At 64.0% G+C, this 19,987-nt stretch carries 14 protein-coding genes and 1 pseudogene; 3 read left to right on the top strand and 12 right to left on the bottom strand.

What is annotated here, in order from left to right:
* A complete protein-coding gene (locus O6R08_RS00470; protein WP_271418259.1) occupies positions 1-1,995 on the top strand; it encodes a PTS fructose transporter subunit IIABC in 1,995 nt (664 codons plus the stop codon).
* A 62-nt stretch (positions 1,996-2,057) separates the two neighbouring features.
* Positions 2,058-2,315, top strand: a complete 258-nt coding sequence (locus O6R08_RS00465) for an HPr family phosphocarrier protein (RefSeq protein WP_271418258.1) — start codon at positions 2,058-2,060, stop codon at positions 2,313-2,315.
* A gap of 231 nt (positions 2,316-2,546) precedes the next feature.
* Here O6R08_RS00465 and O6R08_RS00460 read toward each other — a convergent pair.
* The 7 genes and pseudogenes from O6R08_RS00460 to O6R08_RS00430 form a co-directional block, all read right to left on the bottom strand.
* Positions 2,547-4,147: pseudogene (locus tag O6R08_RS00460) on the bottom strand (peptide MFS transporter).
* Between the two features lie 235 nt (positions 4,148-4,382).
* Entirely contained in the window at positions 4,383-5,753 is a 1,371-nt protein-coding gene (locus O6R08_RS00455; RefSeq protein WP_271418257.1) for an O-antigen ligase family protein, read from the bottom strand.
* A 107-nt stretch (positions 5,754-5,860) separates the two neighbouring features.
* Positions 5,861-6,853: a Gfo/Idh/MocA family protein gene (locus O6R08_RS00450; protein WP_271418256.1), complete on the bottom strand. Its 993-nt coding sequence runs from the start codon at positions 6,851-6,853 to the stop codon at positions 5,861-5,863.
* Positions 6,853-7,965 carry a DegT/DnrJ/EryC1/StrS family aminotransferase gene (locus O6R08_RS00445; RefSeq protein ID WP_271418255.1) on the bottom strand — a complete coding sequence of 371 codons (1,113 nt, stop codon included), beginning with the start codon at positions 7,963-7,965 and terminating at the stop codon, positions 6,853-6,855. The genes O6R08_RS00450 and O6R08_RS00445 overlap by 1 nt, the downstream gene beginning before the upstream one ends.
* Before the next feature lie 85 nt (positions 7,966-8,050).
* Positions 8,051-8,668 carry an acyltransferase gene (locus O6R08_RS00440; RefSeq protein WP_271418254.1) on the bottom strand — a complete coding sequence of 206 codons (618 nt, stop codon included), beginning with the start codon at positions 8,666-8,668 and terminating at the stop codon, positions 8,051-8,053.
* 125 nt (positions 8,669-8,793) lie between these two features.
* Entirely contained in the window at positions 8,794-10,134 is a 1,341-nt protein-coding gene (locus O6R08_RS00435) for an O-antigen ligase family protein (RefSeq protein ID WP_271418253.1), read from the bottom strand.
* Positions 10,131-11,363: a glycosyltransferase gene (locus O6R08_RS00430; protein WP_271418252.1), complete on the bottom strand. Its 1,233-nt coding sequence runs from the start codon at positions 11,361-11,363 to the stop codon at positions 10,131-10,133. Before O6R08_RS00430 ends, O6R08_RS00435 begins: the two co-directional genes overlap by 4 nt.
* A 231-nt stretch (positions 11,364-11,594) precedes the next feature.
* Between O6R08_RS00430 and O6R08_RS00425 the strand changes: the two genes are divergently transcribed.
* A complete protein-coding gene (locus O6R08_RS00425; RefSeq protein WP_271418251.1) occupies positions 11,595-12,833 on the top strand; it encodes a tyrosine-protein kinase family protein in 1,239 nt (412 codons plus the stop codon).
* A gap of 155 nt (positions 12,834-12,988) precedes the next feature.
* On the opposite strand, the gene O6R08_RS00420 is transcribed toward O6R08_RS00425, so the two are convergent.
* The 5 genes from O6R08_RS00420 to O6R08_RS00400 all read right to left on the bottom strand — a co-directional run bounded on the left by O6R08_RS00420 (position 12,989) and on the right by O6R08_RS00400 (position 19,842).
* Positions 12,989-14,338, bottom strand: coding sequence for a hypothetical protein (locus O6R08_RS00420; RefSeq protein WP_271418250.1), 1,350 nt, complete (start codon positions 14,336-14,338; stop codon positions 12,989-12,991).
* 11 nt (positions 14,339-14,349) lie between these two features.
* The gene (locus O6R08_RS00415; RefSeq protein ID WP_271418249.1) at positions 14,350-15,537 is read right to left on the bottom strand and encodes a glycosyltransferase family protein; all 1,188 of its coding nucleotides are present in this window, start codon (positions 15,535-15,537) and stop codon (positions 14,350-14,352) included.
* Positions 15,534-16,913 (bottom strand): hypothetical protein, encoded by a 1,380-nt coding sequence (locus O6R08_RS00410; RefSeq protein WP_271419132.1) that lies wholly within the window; start codon positions 16,911-16,913, stop codon positions 15,534-15,536. Before O6R08_RS00410 ends, O6R08_RS00415 begins: the two co-directional genes overlap by 4 nt.
* Before the next feature lie 171 nt (positions 16,914-17,084).
* Entirely contained in the window at positions 17,085-19,430 is a 2,346-nt protein-coding gene (locus O6R08_RS00405) for a transglycosylase domain-containing protein (RefSeq protein WP_271418248.1), read from the bottom strand.
* Positions 19,423-19,842 carry a DUF5318 family protein gene (locus O6R08_RS00400; RefSeq protein WP_271419131.1) on the bottom strand — a complete coding sequence of 140 codons (420 nt, stop codon included), beginning with the start codon at positions 19,840-19,842 and terminating at the stop codon, positions 19,423-19,425. Before O6R08_RS00400 ends, O6R08_RS00405 begins: the two co-directional genes overlap by 8 nt.
* Positions 19,843-19,987: the final 145 nt, after the last annotated feature.

The raw sequence follows: 19,987 nt of genomic DNA, 5'->3' as shown, positions 1-19,987 counted from the left end.
ATGAACGCCCCTCTCATCACCCCAGAACTGGTATCCCTCGACGCTGACCTGGGCTCGACCAAGACCGAGGTCATCACCTCGGTCGCCGGAATCATCGCTCAGGCCGGGCGCGCCGACGCCGACGGTCTGGCCCATGACGCCCTGGAGCGCGAGTCCACGAGCCCGACCGGCATGCCCGGCGGATTCGCGATCCCCCACTGCCGGTCCGCCGCGGTGACCCAGCCCTCGCTCGGGTTCGCCCGCCTGTCCCCTGCGGTTGAGTTCGACGGACCTGACGGCCCCGCCGACCTCGTCTTCATGATTGCCGCCTCCGAAAACGGCGGCGCCGACCACATGAAGCTCCTCACGAAGTTGGCCCGAGCCCTCGTCAAGCCCGAGTTCGTTGATCAACTGCGCCAGGCCCCTGATGCCCAAACCGTCGTTGACCTCATCGGCGGGGTCGTCGAGCCCAAGGAAGACTCAGCCGCACCGGCAACCGCCATCGCGCAGAAGCCTCCCGGGCAGCCTCCCGTCACCCACATCGTCGCCATCACGGCTTGTCCGACCGGCATTGCCCACACCTACATGGCCGCTGACTACCTGACGGCCGCCGGTAAGGAGATGGGGGTTGACGTCAAGGTCGAGCCCCAAGGTTCCACCGCCACCGCTCCCCTCAGTGCGGCCGACATCGAGGCTGCTGACGCCGTCATCTTCGCGACTGACGTCGGTGTCAAGGGCCGGGAGCGTTTCGCCGGCAAGCCGGTCATCGAGTCCGGGGTGAAACGCGCCGTCAACGAGCCCGAAAAAATGGTCGCCGAGGCCGTCGCAGCGGCCACGAATCCCCATGCCCACCGCGTCCCAGCGGGCAACGGGGAGGCTCAGCAGACCGAGCAGGCCGGTTCCCAGATCGGCTGGGGAAAGCGCATACAGCAGGCCCTCATGACGGGTGTGTCGTACATGATCCCGTTCGTCGCCGCAGGTGGTCTGCTGATCGCCCTGGGATTCCTCTTCGGCGGGTACGAGATCGCCAAGGACGGCATGACCATCGCCCTCCACAACACCTTCAACAACCTTCCGGCACCCACCGCCCATGCCCTGGGAGGGTCGGCCACCATGACCTACATCGGCGCAGTCCTCTTCGCCGTCGGTCAGGCGGCTTTCGGGTTCCTGCTGCCCGCGCTGGCCGGCTACATCGGTTTCGGTCTGGCTGATCGACCGGGCATTGCACCCGGCTTCGTGGCTGGTGCCGTCGCGGGAGTCACCGGGGCAGGATTCATTGGAGCCATTGTCGGCGGTCTACTCGGCGGCCTCGTTGCCTACTGGTTTACCCGCCTCAACCCGCCACGTTGGCTGCGTGGCCTCATGCCGGTCGTCATCATCCCGCTCGTCGGATCCCTCATAGCCGGCGGCCTGATGTACGTGGTCCTTGGCCGTCCGCTGGCTGCCCTCACCAGCGCTCTCAATCATTGGCTGGGCGGTATGAGCGGAGCATCGGCTGTCATTCTCGGGATCGTCCTGGGTCTCATGATGTGTTCCGATCTGGGTGGGCCCATCAACAAGGCTGCTTACCTCTTCGCGACGACCAACCTTGCCGTCACCAATGTTGGATCCCTCAAAGTGATGGCTGCCGTGATGGCGGCCGGGATGGTTCCACCCCTGGCCATGGCCCTGTCGACGACCCTGCGGCCCAAGCTTTACCAGCCGGCCGAGCGTGACAACGGCACCGCTGCTTGGCTGCTGGGGGCTTCCTTCATCTCTGAGGGGGCCATCCCCTTCGCCGCTGCTGACCCGTTGCGTGTCATCCCCTCGATGATGGTCGGCGGAGCGGTCACTGGCGCCCTGTCGATGGCGCTGGGGGCGGCATCCAAGGCTCCCCACGGCGGGATCTTCGTCTTCTTCGCCATCGACCGGGTCTGGGCATTCATTCTGGCCATCGTCGTCGGCACCATCGTGGCAGCCTTGCTCGTGACCATCCTCAAAGCCTCAGCCAAGCGCAAGGCCGAGGCCACCGCCTGACATCACCACACCGAACCACACCGAACCACGCCGAACCACACAACTCGGAAAGGAACACCATCATGGCCAGCAGAATCGTCAAGGTCGGATCCTCCGTCGGCCTCCACGCACGTCCCGCCGCCGTCATCTCCCAGGAGGCTGCCAAACTCGGCTCCACCGTCACCCTGGCCACCGAGGGAGGCGAGCCGGTCGACGCCAAATCCGTGCTGCTCATCATGACCCTCGGTGCTGGCGCCGGCGATGCGGTCACGGTCTCCGGTGACAACGAGGATGATGTCAACACCATCGCTGATCTCATCGAGTCCGACCTCGACGCCTGATCCCGACCACGAGGGCCGCTGTCACGATGGCAGCGGCCCTCGCCGTGTCTTCGACACCCACGGCTGGATTTTCACAACGGGCCGCGACACTGGTGGAAGATCGGTTGCTGACGAGGCCGACTGCCACCGGGAATGGCACCAGGAGCCATCAGCACCCCGATTACCACACACGACATGGGGCCCGCCCGTTACCTTATGAGTGCCCCCGATGGGCCCGCCCCCACCGACGGATCAGTGACCTTCAGATTCCGGGGTGACCCCGGCCTCGTCCTGGGGCGCCTGATCGACGTCCTCCATCTTCGACTGCGTCCACGGGGCGATGGCGAAGAGCACCACCGCGACAACGATCGTCACGATGCCCAGGCCGTAGTAGAACACCACGTCACCGAGATTCTTGGTTCGCTCGATTGTCACCGACGCCAGGCCCTGGCCGCAGGCCGCCGCCAGCAACCACAGGGTCATGTTCTGGGAGGCGAACTTCTTCGGGGCCAGCTTGGTGGCCGTCGAGAGGCCAATCGGGTTCATGAACAGCTCGGCGACGGTCTGGATGACGAAGACGACGGCCAGGAACCACCACGGCGCGAGCTTGTCCCCGCCTGGCCAGATCTGGAACCCGAATCCCATCATGAGAGCCGTCAGCCCGATGATGAACACCGAGATCGCGAACTTCTACGGGGTGTTGGGGAACTTCCCCTCCCGCTTCCGGAACCACATGCCCAACAGACCGGCAAGGATGAGCACGGCTGCCGGGTTGATCATCTGGTACTGCTCGGGCTTGAGGAGAACGGAACCAGCGATGTGACCGTTGGTGTTGTCCTTGGCGAAGGTGGCCATCTTTCCGGCTGCCTGCTCGAAGATCATGACGAAGAGCACCTGCCCCACCCACAACGGGACGAAGGCCCACAGGTGACCACGCTCCCGCTCAGTGACCTTCGGGGAGCGGAACATCGTCAGGAAGTACCCCAGAGCCGTCACGGTGGCGAAGGTGAACAGCGAGTAGGCGATAGCCGAGGTCCACTCTCCCAGCAGGGCCTTGAACCCGATGACGAGTACAGCACCGATCGCGATGATTCCCAGGGTCCTGAGGACCATGCGGCGTCCCTCACCCGGGGCGAGCGGATTGGGAATGTCGAAGGCGAAGTCGCGCAGCTTGGAACGACCGTGGAAGAAGGCCACGAGGGCCAGGGCCATACCGATGGCTGCCGCGATGAATCCGACGTGGTACCCGTAGTGGTCCTTGAGCAGGCCGGTGACGAGCGGGGCGATGAGGGAGCCGATGTTGATCGACATGTAGAAGTACAGGAAGCCCTGGTCGCGACGCGGATCGCCCTCGTCATAGAGGCCACCGACGACCGTCGACAGATTCGGCTTGATGAAGCCGGTACCGATGGCGATACAGATGAGGCCGATCCACGAGGTCACCACCTGAGGTATGGCCAGGATGACGTGGCCGGTCATGATGATGAGCCCGCCCCAGAGGGTGGAGACCCACGGACCGAGGATCCGGTCGGCGAAGATGCCGCCGGGGATCGTCATGAGCAACACCGCGGCGCCGTAGGACGCCATCACCACCTGACCGGCATTGACCGGTAGGCCGAGGCCGCCATTCACAAGAGTGTCGGTGATGAAGTAGACGAGGATGGCCCGCATCCCGAACCAGGAGAATCGCTCCCACATCTCAACCTGGAGCATCCATGGCAGTCCGCCAGGATGTCCGAGGAATGACGTGTCGTCGCGTGAGGGGCCGGTCACCAAGTGCTGGGTCTGAACCCCCTCGCCTTTCCAGATGGGGTGACGCCTTCGGCATCTATATCCAATGGCTCGACGGACATCTGATTCTTTCCTTTCCCATGGTCTGGGCATGACGAGTCCGTCTGAGTAGCGGGTTCACAACCTCCCCGGCACCCCGGAAAGCCAACCTGCCCAGGCGCGGCATCGACATCCATGACCTGGCGACGTCATCGTCACTGATATGGGTTGACGACGGATTCAGGCTAGTACGCAGTCGTACCATCCGTTTACTCACCCCAGGAAAAACCACGGGAGGCGCGCGATCTCCCGCACAAATCAGCGGTCGGAACGCACGTCCTCGCGAGAATCCTTCTCAGCGGTCGTCACGAGTCGGCACACGACCAGAGTGAAGAACCACCAGAACAGCGCGACCGGGAAGTTCTTGATGAGATATGTGTCCATCAGGAAGGCGGGGAACGTTGCGAGCACTCCGAGGCACAGCACCCGGTAATCCCCGCGAATCCCCTTGACGCACACTGCGATGACGGTGCCCAGGCTGACCAGCAGCAGGGCAAGACCAATCACCCCGAGTTCCCCCATCACCTGGGCGACCAGGCTGTGAGCGTGCGGAAGGCTGTGACCGTACAGGGTCTGGCGCATCCCGTGGGAGGACCCGGGCATGAAGGTGGACTCAAGGATGAACCACGGCCAGATGGTCCCGTAGCCGGTTCCCGCCAGGAAACGACTCGGTGAGGTGAGGACGAGACGCCCCACCAAGGCCCAGGTCTTCGCACGATCTGGGTCCACCAGGGAGCCCGTCCGCAGCGTCGACACGAGCCAGATGGCGACTCCGGCCCCCGCTGTACCCGCGGTCGCAAGGATGGCCCATTGCTTGCGCGTTCTCGTGCTCTGAGAGCGTCCGAAGACGAGTAGACCGACGACGAACAGGGCCAGGCAGATGGTCCCGGCACGAGACCCGGACAGCGCCAGACAGCCCACATGGCTGACGACGGCCAGGCTGGAGATGACCCGATGACGGTCAGCGATGACGGCGTCGACGGCAACGGCCAGCGCGAGGATCAGCAGCACGTGGAAGACTGCGGCACCACCGAGCTTGGTGGCGACTCGCCATCCCACCGTATGACCTGCCGCGGATTCGCTGACCAGCCCAATGGGGTTCGCGACCGCCATCAGCATGGACAGTCGCCACAACGCTGCTTCGAGGTTGTCCACCACGATGAGTCGGCACGCGAAAACCGCGACGAGAATCGTCATCGTCGCCTCGGCAAGGGGCACGACGAGGGCATAGAGGGGCACGTCCCTGATGATCCCCATGGAATCGTCGTAGACGACATGGTCATGGAGGGGGATCGAGGCCGCAGCCCAGGCCAACAGCGCCACGAAACTGCCCACCACGACGGTGAGGGGACCGGACCACTCACGCGGCGTGGGTATCCCCCGTGCATCCCTGACGATGCACAACACCTCCAGCACCACAGCAGCTACCCCGAAGAGGGGGAGCATCAGCGGGTACGCGCCATTGCCGAACAGTGGCTGACTGACCGTGACATAGGTACACGTGAGAAAAAGGCATGCGACAACAACCTCGGCCGCCCCGCTGAACCGTTGGGCGGGGTCGGCCGAGCGCCATGACGTCACGACCCGTGGGCCGTTGGGGGATTCGTGGTGACCAAAGATATCCGCCACCCTACCGTCAAAGCCGCCGGTGACTCAGCTGCTGCACCCAGACCGAAGGTATCGGGGAACACAATCGGGCCGGGCCTCGATGACCCGGCCCGATCATGAGCGATGCGTCAGGAGATCTTGACGAACTCCCCGGTCGATGCGGAGGTGATCATCGCCTCGCAGACCTGGACAACCTTGGCGCCCTGGGCCATCGTCACGATGTCGGAATCCTTGCCCAGCACGGCGTCACGGAAGGTCTCGTGCTCGGTGCGCAGCGGCTCAGGCTTGGGGATCGCGAATCTGGTGACGTCACCCTCGGCAACACCACGGAAGTTGGCGATCTCGTCCCACACCGTCGCAACCTTGGCGTTGGAGTAGAAGGCGAGGTCGGCGGTCAGGGTGTCCGCGACGAACATGCCCTTCTCGCCGGTCACGAAGGTGCGACGCTCCTTGGAGGGGGTCAGCCAGTTGACGAGGTGGTTGCTCATGAGCCCACCGGAGAGCTGGCAGGTCGCCGAAACCATGTCTTCGTAGGCGCGGCCAGCCTTGAAGATGCTGCGGGCGGCAACCAGCTCGAACTCACGCTGGGTGACCCATGCGGTGAGGTCGATGTCGTGGCTGGCGAGGTCCTTGACGACGCCGACGTCAGCGATACGAGCCGGGAACGGGCCCTGACGGCGGGTGGCCACCTGGTAAACCTCGCCGAGGTCACCGTTCTCCAGACGCTTGCGCAGCGACTGCAGGGCCGGGTTGTACCGCTCGATGTGACCGACGGCGGCGATGAGACCCTTGCTCTCGAAGGCCTCAGCCAGACGGGTGGCGGAGGCGGTGTCGTAGGCCAGTGGCTTCTCGATGAGGGCGTGAACCCCCGCTTCTGCCAGCTTGAGACCGATCTCCTCGTGGAACTTGGTCGGGGCGGCGACGACGCAGTAGTCGACTCCAGCCTCGATGACCGCGTCGACGTCGGGAAGAATGGGCAGATCACCGGCGACCCCGAACGGGTCCTTGCCGGAGGCGTCCGCAATCGCAACCAGGTCGACGCCGTCGATGGCGCGCAGGTTGCGGACGTGGTTCTTGCCCATCGAGCCGATGCCGACCATGCCGGCGCGCAGATTCGCCATCAGGCACCTGCCTTCGCACAAGCGTTGACACCGGCGACGATGCGCTCGAGGTCAGCCTGGGACAGGGAGGGGTGGACCGGCAGTGACACGCACTCGGCGGCAACCTTCTCGGTGTTCGGCAGCTCGAGGCCGGGGGCGTAGGGGGCCAGCGACGGCAGACGGTGGTTCGGGATCGGGTAGTAGACGCCCGAACCAACCTGATGCTCCTCCTTGAGGGCGGTGACGAAGCGGTCGCGCTCCTGCCCGGTGGCTCCTTCGAGACGAATCGTGTACTGGTGGTACACGTGCACGTAACCCTCCGGGACGACGGGGGTGACGACCTCGGTGATGTTCTCCGACAGGAAGGCCGCGTTGTCCTGACGGGTCTTCGTCCAGCCGGCCAGCTTGGTGAGCTGAACGCGACCGATGGAGGCGTGAATGTCGGTCATGCGGTTGTTGAGACCGACGTACTCGTTGGCGTAGCGCTTCTCCATGCCCTGGTTGCGAATCATGGCGGCCTTGCGAGCGACCTGAGGATCGGAGGTGGTGATCATGCCGCCCTCACCTGAGGTCATGTTCTTGGTCGGGTAGAAGGAGAAAGCGCCGAAAGTACCGAAGGTACCGACGTGCTTGCCGTCGATGCTGGCGGCGTGAGCCTGGGCGGAATCCTCGAAGACCTTGAGGCCGTGCTTCTCGGCGATCTTGAGAATCTCCGGCATGTTTGCGGGAAGGCCGTAGAGGTGCACCGGCATGATCGCGGCGGTCTTGTCGGTGATGGAGGCTTCGATGGAGGCCGGGTCCAGGTTGAAGGTCACCGGGTCGACGTCGGCGAAGACCGGCGTAGCCCCGGCCAGGGCGACGGAGTTGCCGGTGGCGGCAAAGGTGAAGGAGGGGACGATGACTTCGTCGCCCGCACCGATGTCGGATGCCAGCAGACCAATGTGCAGGGCGGAGGTGCCCGAGTTGACGGCCACGCAGTGGACCCCATCGACGACCTGGGAGGAGAACTCCTCCTCGAAGGCGTGGACCTGGGGACCCTGGGCGACCATGCCAGAGGCGATGACCTCGTCGACGGCCTTGCGCTCGTCGTCACCAAGGATCGGCTTGGCAGGAGGAATGAACTGGGCTGTCACGTTGAAAGCTCCTAACTGTTCGTACGGGATGTCTGGTTTGTGGGCGCCGTGGCACCCACGAAGGGCATGGATGGGGACGACGGCCTCAGGCCTGCTCGCCCTCGCTGACGAGGGTCAGCGTGTCGGTCTCGGGATCCTCGACGAACCGGTCTCCAGTACGCGAGTCGATCCAGGTGTTCTCGCCGTCGGGGTCCAGCGGGAAGCCAGAACGACCCACCCACTTGATCCGCCGGGCCGGAACGCCAGCTACGAGGGCGTAGGCCGGGACGTCCTTGGTGACGACCGATCCGGCTGCCACCGTGGCCCATTCACCGATGGTGACAGGGGCGACGCACACCGAGCGGGCACCAATGGCGCAGCCACGTTTGCATGTCACGCCCACCTGCTCCCAGTCGTCAGCCGACTTGAGGGAGCCGTCGGGGTTGATGGCGCGCGGGAAGTGATCGTTGGTGAGAACCACCGCAGGGCCGATGAAGACCCCGTCCTCCAGCTTCGCGGGCTCGTAGACCAGCGCGTAATTCTGGATCTTGCAGTTGTCGCCGACGTGGACCCCCTCTCCGATGTAGGCACCACGGCCCACCACGACGTTGCGTCCGAGGACGGCTTCACTGCGGACTTGGGAGAGGTGCCAGATCGACGAACCGTCGCCGATGGTCACACCGTCGTCCAGATCGGCGGTGTCGATGATCCGTGGTTCACCCATGTGGGACGCCTTTCATGCCGGTTGCATCGTGGCAAGCCTACTCGTGCCCGGAGCACGGTGTTGACAGGGCCACTCCCAGCACCCCTGACACGCCACCGGATATCGGCTCTCAGATGTGCGGGGACTCACTTCTGGTCGGCAGAAATGGCGCGGGCCAGGACCCGACGCCGACGCGGAAGGCGTCGCTGGCCGTCGATCTGGTACCGCGCAGACCTGTGCACAATGAGGTCGGGCCGGAGCAGGTACTGGCACCACAGCGCGATGGTGGCCATCTGGGCCCAGACGACCGGGGCCTTGAGGTAGGAACTGTTGGCCATGGCAAGCACTGGGCACAGCAACAGGCTCACACCCACCGCCTGCAGCAGGACCGTCTCGGTGTAGCCGGGGCGTCCGCCAGCACGGCGGATGGCTGCGATGAGGGCAGCGAGGGCCAGGGCGACAAGGATGACGCCGACAAGCATGCCGTAGCCGACGAAGACCTCGGTGAAACCGTTGTGCGGATCGATCGCACCGTAAGTGCGCCACGGCGCCCCAGCGACCTCCTGCGTGTAGCGGCCCGGTCCGATACCGACACCCTTGGTGTTGACGAACATCCATCCAGCGTTCTGGTACAGGTGCAGACGAGTCTGACCGGAGTTCGAGTTGAGGTTGACGATGAAGGTGTTGTAGGCGTCGATGAGCTGGGGAATCATCCCAGCAGCGATGACGACAACGGCACCCGCGCATGCCCCGATGGCTGCGATCATCGTCAGGACCCGGGAGCGCACGCACATCCAGGCCAACAGCACCACACAGGCCGCCAAGCAGAGTCGAGACCCGGTGAACCAGGTCACCGGTGGCACGAGGAGGGCGACGCTGAAGTAGGCCCACCTCAGCCAGCCTTTCTCGAGCTGCCATCCAACAATGAGCGCCACCATGCCGGCCGTGAGGAAGTAGGCGAAGAGGTTGGGGTTGACCATGAAGGAGGCAATGTCGGTTGCCGTTTTACGGACATAGGCGGGGGCACCCAAGCGGTAGTTCGGCATGTGCGTGCCCGTGGCGATCTCATACAGGCCGGGCAGGATCGCGATGATGACGCCACCAAGCCACGCCCGGCACATGAGGATGATCCATGACAACTCGTGACCGACGAGGGTCACGGAAATCATCGTCAACAGGCCGACGAGAACTCCCAGAATCTCCTTGAACCCCTCGGCATCCCTCATGAGGAACACGCCCATCGCGATCCAGAACATGCCAACGGCGATGAGTACCTGGGAGACGATCTCGACCCGGGGACGCGCCGCCAGAGCTGCCAGGACCAAGACGACAACCAGCAGACGTACCGGGGGCAACCCGGCAATGGTGGTCGTCGACGCCCACGCCGAGGCGAACGGCAACAGGATGAGGAGGAACTTCACGAACCACACTGCGGCCCGGGAAGGCTGGGAGCTTGGGAGACCAGCCCGCTGAGCCATCGTCGTCATGCCTGCGCCACCGTCAGCATTCGTTCGACGAAGACGTCGAAGTTGCGGGCGGCGTCGTACTTCTCGGACACCAAACGGGCCACCTCCTGACGAGTCCGGTCGGACTTGGCGTCATCCATCCGCGCCGCGATGAACTCAGCCACCTCTGAGGCTGACGGATCGGAGACCATCAGCCAGTCCGGAGGAAGGATCTCACGAACTCCGCCCACATCGGTACCGATGACCGGAACACCGCGCACCATCGCCTCCATCATGGACACCGGGATGCCCTCAGAGGAACTGGTGTTGACCAACACGTCGGCCGAGTGGGTCCGATACCACTCGAAGAGCTCCTCGTGTCCGAGCTGACCCAGCCATTCCACCTCGACCCCACGGGGTTCGAGCTTCTCGGCAACCTGGGCGGCAAGCTCGTCGTGGAGAGGTCCTTGCCCTGCGTGGACCCAGCGCAGGGTCGTCGATCCGCAACGCGCCGACAGTTCCGCCAGCGAGTCAATGAGCAGGGAAAGCCGTTTGAAAGGCGTCATGGTACTGACGGAGAAGACGGTGAAGACGCCGTCGGGGCTGGGCCGGCACCACTCGTCGCGCGAGGGGATGTCGACACCCAACCGGCTGACGATCACATGGTCGTCATCAAATCCATAGCGATCGATACAAAATTGGGCGCCATCGGCGGCAATCGGGGCCAGCAGGTCGACCTCGTCAACGATGCGACGCACCGCAGGATGATGGTGCAGGGGGTGACGATCCTCGTAGATGTCACTACCGTGGGCCCGCGATGCCACGTGGCGCACCGCCCCCTGCTTCTTCGCCAGCGCTGCGCCGACGGTCGAGACGGCCAGCCAGTAGGTGTAGACGAGATCGATCCCACCGTGTTCTCTGGACAGTTCGGTCAGGGTGCGTCGGACCATGGTGATCTGGGCGCAGGACCGTAGGGCGAACCCGAGGCGAGAACGGTCCAGCCGACCCAAACGCGCGAGGTCGCGAACTTCTTGCCAGAAGATGACCGATGTCAGGGCATCGAGAACTGACAGCGCACGCCCTTTCCTGCTGCCCCACTTCCTCAGCAATCGGGTGTCGAGGCTGACACCGTCGGGAAGATCACGGGGGCGGATATTCGGCGTGTCGTTCTTTTCCGGCAAGATGACCATGTCGATGTCGCATCCCACCCAGTGAGGCAATTCCGCGACAATGAACTGCTCGGCAGACCCGTAAGGGAACCGGGAGGTCACCAACACAACCAGCGGCTTGTCGTGGCGTCCGGTGGTCGGCCGCCCTCCATCTGCTTGAGAAAGGCGACCATGACGAACCCGGTGCGCGAGCCACTGCCGCGCGCGTGCCAGACAATGTGTGCCGGATCGTCGCATGGCTGATGCTCCTTGGTTGTCCTACGGGATATGGTTGTTCCAGCCTATACACACCTCCACCCCTGACAGATCGGTCGTTGGATGCAGCTACGTACAGTGTTCCGGAACGCGCGCCATTTCCTGGCCTCATCGGCGATTGTCGCCGTCATCGTCGCCGTCGCAGCCGGAGCCGGCCACTACGCCATGTCCCATGCCAGCTACGAGACCGAGGCCGACGTCTTGTTCACCTCCGAGGCCTTCGACACCTTCCAAAACCCGTCGACAGCCTCGGAATACACCACCAATCTCATCGACTCCTACGCTGACTACCTCACTTCGGCCGCAGTGCTGGAGCCCCTCGGCGCCAGCCTGGACCCGTATGTGTCCTCAAAGACACTGGAGCAGGCAATCAAGGTGACCTCTTCCCCGATGTTCCTGCAAATCATCTACTCCGGGGACAACGAGGCCGACACCAAGAAGGTCGTCGACACCATGGTCACGCACCTTGAAAAGGCCGTCTCCCAGGTGCCGAAGGTCGGCAACAACAAGCCCATCCTGTCCATCTCCAAGGCGACCGTGATAACCTCTCCAGTGCAGGGAAGTGAACACTCCTTGGCCAAGAGCACCGTCGTCGGTGTGCTCATCGGCATCCTTGTCGGGCTCATCTACCTCTTCGTCCGGGCCATCCTCAGCACCAAGATCCACACACCTGAAGACGTCGCCGAGGTCGTCGATTCCTCGGTTCTGGGCCGAGTCTCGCCAGCCCCGACGGCCGGAGAGATCACTCCGCTGGCCCACAACATCTCCTTCATGCCGTCACGAGACGGCATCCGTACGGTCTCCCTGTGCCCCAGCTCACAGCGCACCCAGGCTGGAGCGATCGCCGCAGCTGTCGCCGACAGCCTGGCCCGCACCGGGACGAAGACGGTGCTCGTCGACGCCGATCTGGCCCAGGGCAGCGCGACACAGGCACGCGGCCTGGACCGTTCCACTGCTGGCCTGTCTGATCTGCTCGCCGGCCGCGCTGATGACGCTGAGGTCCTCGTCACAGGCAAGGCCGACCAGGCCGACTTCATCCCGTCGGGAACTGCCACCGCCAATGGGGGCGAGTTGCTGAGCGGCGAGAAGCTGACGGCTCTGTTGAACGAGTTGGGTTCTCATTACGACACCGTGATCGTCAACGCGTCGGCAGGGTTCGAGGCCTCCGACTCCCTCACCGTCGCATCCAGGACCACCTCGACGGTCGTCGTCGTGGGCGAGGCAGTGACCTCGCGGCGCGAGCTCAGCGACCACCTCGAGTTGTTGTCGATGTGCCACGCGCACCTGGATGGTGTGGTGTTGGCTCGCAAGAAGTGAGCAGGTCTGGACGACCTCTGAGTGGCGGTTGCTGGTTCCCGGCGACCGCCACCTCGTGTGTCCAATTGTGTGTGCCGGGAATTGTTCGTGCCGGGAATTGTTTGTGCCCGGAGGTTTCGGTATAGAGCGGCGGCTCACCACGCCACGGCACTTGCCTACTCGGCATCCTTGGTGTCGGGTTCACCGCTGGTTGCGTTCCCGCTGCGTGACTCACCAGTGCCGGGGTTTTCCAGCGAGGCTGCCACCGGACCAATTCGTTCCCCATCGCAGCCGTGAGAGGCCAGCACACAACCAGCAATGAGCCACCACCACGTCGAGAGCGCGAAGTTCTTCAGCAAATAGGTGTCAAAGACCCAAGCGGCTGTCGTGGCAGCCAAAACCATTGACGTCACAGCCCAGGCCGAGCGACGATGCACGTCATGCCAGGCATTGGCCCACACCACGACGACAGCCGCACACAGCACCAAGAACATCAGGACGCCCAACTCCGTGAGCACCACAACGAAGTTTGAGTGGGCAGAATTGAGGGCAACTCCGAACGGAGTTCCGATAATTCCGGCTCCCGGAGCCGCAATGAACTTGTCCTCGATGGAATACCACGGGAAGACCCTGCCGGACCCCACCCCGACAAGCAGGTATGTCCAGGAACTGGAGACCGCATTCCACCCCACCGCAGCTGCATGGAGACGCGCCGGGGAGGTCCACGTGGTCAGACGGTGCAGATCGGGGACACAGATGAAGAGGACGGCCAACATCACCGCTCCAGCCGCCGCCAGACCACCCACGATCCGGGGATGCTGGCGTCCCCAGGCTGCCAGTGTCCAAGCCCCGAAGATGAACAGCACGATGAGGGCAGCACGCGACCCGGTGGCGATTGTCAGGCCGACGCCAAGACACCCCACCGTGGCCAGGGCAAGGCGTCGCTGACGGGTGCGAGCCACCCGCGAGGCGTCGAAGAAGACACCAGCCGCCAACATGATCGCGACGTGGAGAACCGCCGAGCCCCCCATCGCGCTGGCCAGCCTGGGGCTGTGGTGGATGGACGCCTGAACCGGCCAGTCCACGAGAGCGCCGAGAAGCACCGCAGCAGACCCTCCGAGGGCCATCAACCGCCGAGCAGGACGAGACAGGACAAGCACCGTTGCCAACGCGGCCATCAAGGTGACCAAAGCTGTCACAGGTGGCATGACCTGGTGGATGCGTGGCACCGTCGTCCGCCACACGCGGGCCTTCGGGGACACCATCGAGGAGACCAAGGCCCACACCATGATCGTCGCGATCTCGACGATGAAGATCCAGCCAATTCGACTCATGGAATGACGTCGTCGCCATGCTGCCGGGGCCAGACAGACAGTCACGATGGCGCACCCGACAAGCTGAATCGAGATTATCCAGGGGGTCCACAGCCCGTGACGGGTGTCAATGAGCTGCATCGCGAACAATGCGACCACGACGCCGACCACGACGATCTTCTCAAGCGTCGGCAGAGCCCACACCTTGTGCACGTATTCGAGCCTCAACTGGCCCACCCCCCGGTGAAGAACCGCCAGCCCCACCACGCCATGACGGCCAGATCAACGACGACGACGATGCCCATGATTCCGCGCCACAGCAACACCAGACCGGGCGGTTTGGACGGGCCACGAGCAATCTCAGCCAGGGCGACGAAGAGTGGGAACCATAACAGGGTGGCACGGTTGACGCTCATGTACCAGTGCCCGATCGAGAAGGCGACGACTTGGATACCAACCCAGGATGCCGACGCCCAGCGACGACGGATCAGGCAGTAGATGAAAACGAGGACGCCCAGGGCGACCGAGACCAGCTCAAGCCGAAACATCGTCGCCACACCGGCAGCATCGGCGCCGAAGGGAGTTTTCCATGTCTCGGGATGGGTCGCAGGAAAAGTATTTCTCAAGGTCTCCACCGGAGTGGTGAAACCGCGTTGCCACCCGTTGGTCTGCGCCTGGGTCCACGCTGTCCACGAGCCTGTCAACCTATGCAACCACACCACGAAGGCCGCGAGGACAGCAGCCGGCACCAGCAGGGTCGAGAGTCGATTGACGATCTCGGTCATGCGTCGGCGTCGAGCGGCCTGGCTGGTGGGGCGAGACTGATCACCGTCGCCAAGAACCGCCAACACAGCCAGGGCACCGACGAGGAAAAGCCCCGACACCCGGAACGTGCATGCCAATCCGGCAAGCAACGACGCCGGCCACCATTTTCCGGCCCGAGCACGCTCCCAGGACCAGAACGCGGCAGCGCAGAACGGGGACTCCGTGTAGCCGACGACAGTGAAGACTGCGGGGGGAGCAATCAGCCACAAGCACGCCGGAACCGTCCCGCCGATACGAAACAGCGCCCACGCCGCCAAGGCCGATCCGACCAGGCCGAGCAGGACTCCGGTGACCTCCATCGGCACACCGATGAGGCTGCCGGCCCTGAGTAGTGCTGGAAGACCGGGGAAGAAGGCCATTTCGAGGGGATCGGCGTACCCATTGCGGGCGATGGACATGAAGTGCTGGACGTCCCAGTTACCCGTCACTTGGGAGAAGGTGCGGTGATACCCGGCCATGACGACCACAGCGACGATGCACAGGATCCCTCGGCTGCCCAACCATGTCTGGGCCACCAAGTGTCGGTCATCGGCGGGGGTGAATGACTTCGCGACTCGCGTCGACCTCGCTGCTGCGGTGCGCGTCACCGAGTGGCCTCCGTGGCGAGATCGCCTTGAGGGGCGGGGTCTGGTGCGTGGTCCAGGACACCGCCGGTGGGATCGTCGGCATAATCCACCCTCACCACGTCATTCCATGGCCGTCGGATGTCATCGAGGACCCCCCATGCGAACCAGATCTCACAGGCCAGACGCAGCACGATGGAGGTCCAGTAGACGATGTCGGCGTCAGAACCGCCCGGCAGGGACAGCCCACCGAGATGGGCCCAGACGGCCAGCGAGTAGAAGCACTCCCCCACCATGAGGACGGCCCAGTCTCGGAAATCGGGACGGGCCAGGGCAGCCAGCGCGACGAGCAGCAGCACCCACTGTGGCGAGTACACCTTGTTGGTGATGAAGAAAATCAACAGGGCCACACACGCCACCTGGGCGATCCGCGGACGCCTCGGGACCGTCATCGACAGCCATGCCAGACCGAGCAGACCCCCCACCGTGAGGGCGCCGGTAATCCAACCGATCCCAGGGATCGTCCCACCCGAGGAGTCCTGAATGACGTACCACATCGTGCCCAGACCGGTGCCCGACCAGAAGATCGAGCGCACATAGGCCCACCAGGTCGTCAGGCTCAGGCAGGCCGCAAGGACGTGACAGGCCACCAGCACCAGGAACCCCGACAACAGGTAGCGCCCCAGCTCTGGCAGCCGGGTGGCACGCAGGCAACACACCAGGACGGCGAATGCCACCACCGCGGCCTGCAGACTTCCCGCGCAGGCCAGACCCATGAGGATCCCGGCCAACCACGGGCGACGACGGGCCCAGGCCAGCATCGACGTGGTGGCCAGGGCGACCGGCACCATGGAGAAGTCGATGAGACCGGCCAGGTAGACCGCTGGGCACAGCACCACCCAGAAGGCGTCCCAGGAACGGCGTCGGGCCTGGGTCGGACGGCCCTCCTCGTCGATGGAAATGTTGGCGTCCGACCCGCGCCCCAGCAGCATGACGGAGATGACGACGGCCAAGAAGGCCACGAAGAGCACAACCTGGGCCACCCCCCAGTACGCGTTGGCCGCGTCGAGAATCTGCTGGTCCGTGGCCTTCGGGGAGACTTTCGCGCCGAAAGCCCACACGACACGGCGACACAAGGCCATGAGAGCGGTGACGAGAGGTGCTTGGGCGATGTTGGGGTTCGAGAACAGCGATCCCCCGTGCCCCATTCCCGAGGACCGATAGATCGTCGGAATGTCCGAGTAGCACTGCCGCTGGTACGGGTCGACGGCCTTGGTCGCGACATGCTGGACACACGGCGTGACCCGGTAGATGGTGAGCAGCCACACCACAATCGCGCTCATGATGGCCCACGGGCCCGGGTCGAAGAACAGGCCACGAGGCCAGGCATGATGTCCCATGCGCCCACCAATACGGCGATCCAGCCCCAACTGAGACACACGGGATCGCCTCGGGGCGTCAAGGACACGGCGAGGTGCGTACCCTGTGAACCCGCCATTCGGGCGTGCGATGGCATGGCTGTCGGAAGCCACGGCGTCGTCTTTCGGATCGGGGATGGTCACGTGGTCAGGCTACCCATTGTGTTCGCCCACGCCCGGTCGGACTCCGCCGCGCGTCGTATCTCGCGGAGTCGGACGGCCCGAGTGCGTCGGTTTGATGGTGCGGGTTGGATGCCGGGTAGGGGTCGGTTTGGTCGTCGCCGCAGAGGGCTTGGAAGGCTCGGGACTGGCCGTCGACGAGGGCCTGGAACCGGGAGTCGACGAGGGCTCGGAACTCGGCGTCGACGAGACCGTGGGGGTCGGGGTCGACGATTCATTCGGGGACCCGGGATCATCGGAGTTCGAATTGTCGGGGGTTTTCGACGAATCCTCGTCATCGGATAGTTCCGGACGCTCGGTCTGACCGTAGTGTTTGCCCGACAAATTCACCCATTCCGGGTCGGCGAAGGACTTATGAGGCATCCCGTTCATCGCCGTCTTCATGTAGTCCAGCCAGGTTCGCGCCGGGTAATCACCACCGTGGAAGCCACTGGCCCCCTCGCGAGCGTAAGGATCGAGGTTCTCATTTCCGCTGTCACCTGCAACGAACATGACGGCCGTGGAGATCTGCTTGGTATAGGCCACGAACCAGGCCGCTGTCACCGTGTCCCCGACACCGGACGTACCGGTCTTACCAGCCACCTGATGGTCAAAGTCGGCCACGAGTCGACCGGTGCCCTCCTCGACCACCGACTGCAAGGCGTACGTGACGTCGTGGCTGATGTCAGCCTCAACAGCCCGCTGAGACGGCGAAGGAGCGTGGTAGACGGTTTTGCCTGACTGGTCAACCACCTTGTCCACCACGTGAGGGGCAACCTTCTTCCCATCATTGGCGATGGTCGCATAGCCGCCAGCCTGGGCCAGCGGGCTCACCTCGGCGGTGCCCAGAGCGATTCGGTTGTTGAGATCCCATGCGGTGCCCTTGGGAACTCCGGCGTCGTTGGCGGCCTTGACGACAGCCTTCGGACCGTCCTTCATCCGCGAGACCATGTCGACGAAAGCAGTGTTGATCGACTTCGCGGTGGCTCGACGCAGACTGACGGTGCCGTAGTTCCGGTTGTTCTCATTTCGGACCTTGGTCGTGTCGCCGTCGGGCGTGAAGGCGTTGCCTTCCAACCGGGAGCGCAGGCTGAAACCGTGGCGCATCCCCGCGATTACCGCGTAAGTCTTGAACGTGGACGCTGCTGGTCGCGGGGTGCGAGCCCAGTTGCGGGTGTTGGAAATGTAGTCGTCGCCGCCGTACATGGCCAACACACCACCAGTCTTGACGTCGACCGAGGCCAGGGCAGGATGAAGATTCTCGGCGCCCTTGGAGCCGGCGTTGCGACCTGCAATCTTCTTGTACTTCTGCCCGGCCGCCACCGCTGCCTTCTGATCCTTGCGATCGAGAGTGGTCGTCACCTTGAGCCCGCCACCCTTGATCTGTTGGTCTGAGAATCCCTTCGCGATGAGTTCGTCATGAACCATCTTCATGAGGTAGCCGTCGGTTCCGGCCCACCGGTTGTAGTCGGGAACCTTCGGGAACTTCGGCAGCTCACGGTAAGCCTCATCGTGCTGGGCCTGGGTGATATTGCCGGCCTCGAGCATGCCGTCAAGGACATACCGGTAACGCTGCAGCAACCTCTCTCGGGCGGCCACTCCCCCGCTGGGGTCGAAGTTCGCCGGGCTGTTGAGGACCGAGGCGAGCACTGCTGACTGGGACAAGGTGAGCTTGGATGCGTCGGTGTAGAAGAACGCCTTCGCGGCAGCCTGAACCCCATAGGCACCGCGGCCGAAATAAATGGTGTTGAGGTAGCCGGCAAGAATGTCCTGTTTGGACACCTCCTTCCCCATCTTGACCGCGAGGAGGAGCTCCTTGAACTTCCGGCTCATGGTGCGTTCCTGGGACAGGTACAACACCTTGATGTACTGCTGGGTGATCGTCGAGCCACCTTGCATCTCGCCACCGCGAGCGATGGTCCACGCTGCGCGCAGCATGCCCTTGGCCGAGATGCCGGGGTCTGTCCAGAAGGTGCGGTTCTCGGCCGAGATGACGGCATTGCGCAGGTCCTCGGGCATCGACTCATACGGAATCGACTGACGGTTCTGTACCGAGAAGGAGCCGAGCCGGCTGCCGTCTCGGTAATAGATGAACGATGTGTTCGTCTGGAAGTCGTGGTTGGGGTCGGGCAGCTCGGTGCGTTGATAGGCGACGAAGACACCAACGACCGCGATGATCGCCAGCGACAGGATCGTCACCAGCAGGCCCCACAAGAACTTCTTCAACTTGCCGTGACGGCCTCGCTTGGGCCGGGCTGCGGGACGAGCCGACCGGGCGGCACCCCTGGACGCGGGGGCTGCTCGGCGAGCTGGCCGCTTGGCAGGTTTGTGATCAGCCATAAATGTCCTCCACGGTCGGCTGATGGCGAGGTGGGCGACGGCGTCGACCATCCCCCAGGACGTAGTCGACGAGGATGTGGTTCCACAGGCAGTCGGGGCAAACCTCAACCTCGTAGACGTGGAACTCACCGAACTGGTGCTCCATCTCCTCCAGTTCGTCAAGCGTGCGGATACGTCCCGAGTACTGGCCCAGCTGGTGGCCGAAGACATGGCGCAGCAGAACCAGTCGCGGGGACTCACAGACTGGGCAGTCGTGGTCGAGGGGCTCTCCATGATGCATGGCGGCGCGCACCAACATGGGGTCGGCGTCACATGCCGTGGGGGCATTGAGGTCGACCTGGGGGCGGAGCAACGCCTCCAGGGTGTGACGGCGTTGCAGGGCGTGGGACACCACGTTTCGCTGCGTCTGCATACCTTCCAGGGTACGGCGCGGTGACGACGACCCGGCGGAGGCGGTGTTCTCCTGGGTGCGGGGAAGGTTCGGGGGCTGCACGTCTTTCAGGGGCTTCACGTCTTCGGGGTGTTCCCCTCTACCTGTGGTGATCGGGGTGATGACC

Origin of the sequence: Cutibacterium equinum, from assembly GCF_028021195.1 — a bacterium.
In the GTDB taxonomy this organism is placed as follows: domain Bacteria; phylum Actinomycetota; class Actinomycetes; order Propionibacteriales; family Propionibacteriaceae; genus Cutibacterium; species Cutibacterium equinum.
Note: the sequence above shows the minus strand (reverse complement) of the source record. Positions and strands in the feature narration are given on the sequence as shown.